2 protein-coding genes and 1 pseudogene are annotated in these 2,896 nt (G+C 75.4%); 2 read left to right on the plus strand and 1 reads right to left on the minus strand.

Annotation, left to right across the window (positions count from 1 at the left end):
* Window positions 1-225, minus strand: a pseudogene (locus tag AB0J68_RS30295) (hypothetical protein); the annotation flags it as partial.
* A 218-nt stretch (window positions 226-443) separates the two neighbouring features.
* Between AB0J68_RS30295 and AB0J68_RS30300 the strand changes: the two are divergent.
* On the plus strand, window positions 444-1,688 hold the full coding sequence (locus AB0J68_RS30300; RefSeq protein WP_363942080.1) for a cytochrome P450: 1,245 nt from the start codon (window positions 444-446) through the stop codon (window positions 1,686-1,688).
* Between the two features lie 92 nt (window positions 1,689-1,780).
* Complete coding sequence (locus tag AB0J68_RS30305) at window positions 1,781-2,815, plus strand: glycosyltransferase (protein ID WP_363942083.1); 1,035 nt, start codon at window positions 1,781-1,783, stop codon at window positions 2,813-2,815.
* Window positions 2,816-2,896: the final 81 nt, after the last annotated feature.

Genomic DNA, 2,896 nt, shown 5'->3' on the forward strand with positions numbered 1-2,896 from the left:
GAGGGCCACCTCCGGGCGAAGCAGGCTCAGCGCCTCCGCGTACGCCACCGCCTGCTCGCGGGCGTCGGCCGCGCCCGGCGCGGTGAAGCCCAGGTGCACGGTGAAGAACCGGCGCGGCCGCATCGGCCGACCGGGCGGGCCGATCAGTGGGCGCAGAGCACGACCCGCGCCCGTCGCCGTGACCGCCCGCCGTTGCCGCCAGTGCGGCGCCCTGTTGTCGTGCATTCGCCCTCCCCGTGGTCGTGGCCATCGGCCCACCGAGGGCCGCACCGGCCGACCGGTGCTGCCGGCTCACGGCGGCCCCACCAGCTGAGCAAACCAGGTTCCGCCGCCCGTGGGAGGGGCCAGCCGACGCGCTGTCGCCGCGGGGATTCAGCGGCGGCAACACGGGTAGACGCAGCGCGACGGCGACGCCGGCCACCGCTCGCACCCGAGGAGACCCGATGGCGACCATGCCGGCCGACCGCACGCCGGACAGCACCCTCGCGCTGCTCCGCGCCGGCTACCGGTTCATCGGTGAGCGCTGCGAGCGGTACGGCAGCGACGTCTTCCAGGCCCGCATCCTGCTCGCACCGACCATCTGCCTGCGGGGCCGGCCAGCCGCGATGCTCTTCTACGACAACGAGCGCTTCCAGCGCGACAGCGCGATGCACCTGCGGGTGCAGCGGACGCTCACCGGCCGGGGTGGCGTGCAGGGGCTCGACGGATCGGAGCACTCCGACCGCAAGGCCATGCTCATGTCGATCATGACGCCGACGGCCATCCAGCGCCTCGGGCAGCTCTTCGACGACGAGTGGCGGGCGCGGATCCCCGCCTGGGAGGCGGCCGGGCCGGTGCCGCTCTACGACGAGCTGGGCCGCCTGCTGACCCGGGCGGTCTGCGCCTGGGCCGGGGTGCCGCTGGCCACGTCGCAGGTCACCCGCCGCGCCGTCGAACTGCACGCCATGATCGAGGGCCCGGCGGTCGTCGGCCCACGGCACTGGCGGGGCCTGCTCGCCCGCCGTCGCGCCGAACGCTGGCTCGGCGACCTCGTCGAACGGGCCCGGACCGGCATCCACCCGCCGCCGGCCGGCAGCCCGCTTGAGATCGTGGCCGAGCACCGCGACGCGCGCGGGGCGCTGCTCCCCCGCCGGGCCGCCGCCGTCGAACTGCTCAACCTGCTGCGCCCGGTGGTCGCCGTGGACCGGTACATCGTCTTCGCCGCGCTCGCCCTGCGCGACCATCCCGGCTGGCGGGAGGGGGTCCACGGTGACGACGAGGCCACCGAGCAGTTCGTCCAGGAGGTACGTCGCTACTACCCGTTCTTCCCGATGGCCGCCGCCCGGGTCCGGCGCTCGTTCGACTGGGAGGGCCACCACTTCCCCCGAGGACGGCGGGTGCTGCTCGACCTCTACGGCACCAACCACCACCCGGCGCTCTGGCCCGAACCGGAGCTGTTCCGTCCCGAGCGGTTCGCCGGCCGCCGTGTGGACCCGTTCGAGCTGGTCCCGCAGGGCGGCGGCGACCACACCACCGGGCACCGCTGCGCCGGCGAGTGGATCACCATCGACCTGATGAAGCGGGCGGTCACGAACCTGACCGGCGGCATGCGCTACGAGGTCCCGCCGCAGGACCTGACCCTGGACCTGCGGCGCATGCCCGCGCTGCCGCCCAGCGGCCTGACCCTCACCAACATCCGCCGCGCCTGACCCCGTCGCCGGTTTGGATCGAGGCAGGGCGGGCACGTGCAGCGGGCGGCCCGCCCACCGCCGGCCGCGGACCGCCTGCCCAGGAGGCGCCGATGCCCTTCCCGGCCGCCGGTGACGCCGCCCGGCGAGCCGGGCACGACAACACCGGCACACCGCCGACCACCCTGCCGCCGGCCGTCCTGCCGATGGCGTACGTGCTGCCGCTGCGCTGGCACACCGACGGCGGTCTGGACGAGCTGACCGGCTACCTGCGCCGGCTGAGCGGCCTCGTCGAGGTGCTCGTCGTCGACGGGTCACCTCCGGAGCTCTTCGCCCGGCACGCGGCGGCCTGGCAGGGGCTGGTCCGGCACCTGCCGCCCGATCCCGCCGGGCGAGGGCACAACGGCAAGGTGGTCGGGGTGCACACCGGCGTCGACGCGGCACACCACGAACACGTGGTCATCGCCGACGACGACGTCCGGTACGACGAGGCCGGGCTGCGCGCCGTGCACCGGCTGCTGGGCCGGGTCGACCTGGTCCGGCCGCAGAACTACTTCGACCCACTGCCCTGGCACGCCTGGTGGGACACCGGCCGGACGCTGCTCAACCGGGCGCTCGGAGACGACTACCCCGGCACCCTCGCGGTGCGCCGCAGCACGTTCCTCGCCATGGGCGGGTACGACCCGGACGTGCTCTTCGAGAACCTGGAGCTGATCCGCACCGTACGCGCGTACGGCGGTGTCCAGGTCGCGCCGCCCTGGCTGTACGTACGCCGGCTGCCGCCGGACGCGACGCACTTCCGGGGCCAGCGGGTCCGCCAGGCGTACGACGATCTGGCCCAGCCGGCCCGCCTGCTGACCGCGCTCGCGGTCCTGCCGGCGCTGGCCGCGGCGGTCGCGGCGCGGCGGCCCCGGCTGCTGCTCGGCACGGCGGCAACTGTCGTCGCCGTGGCCGAGGTGGGCCGCCGCCGCGCCGACGGCGGGACCGTCTTCCCACCGAGCACCTCGCTGGCCGCCCCACTCTGGCTGCTCGAACGTGGCATCTGCAGCTGGCTGGCGGTCGCCCAGCGCCTCCTGCTCGGCGGAGTCCGCTACGGCAACACCCGTATCCGCCAGGCCGCTCGCCGACCCGGCCGACGCGGGCGCTGATCAGGCGTCCGCGCCGCCGCTGCACCGCGACCGCGTCGGGGCGCGGGTGGACATGCGACAGCTCGCGGCCACCGGGGTGAC

It is taken from the genome of Micromonospora sp. NPDC049580, assembly GCF_040675595.1.
Taxonomy (GTDB): Bacteria; Actinomycetota; Actinomycetes; order Mycobacteriales; family Micromonosporaceae; genus Micromonospora.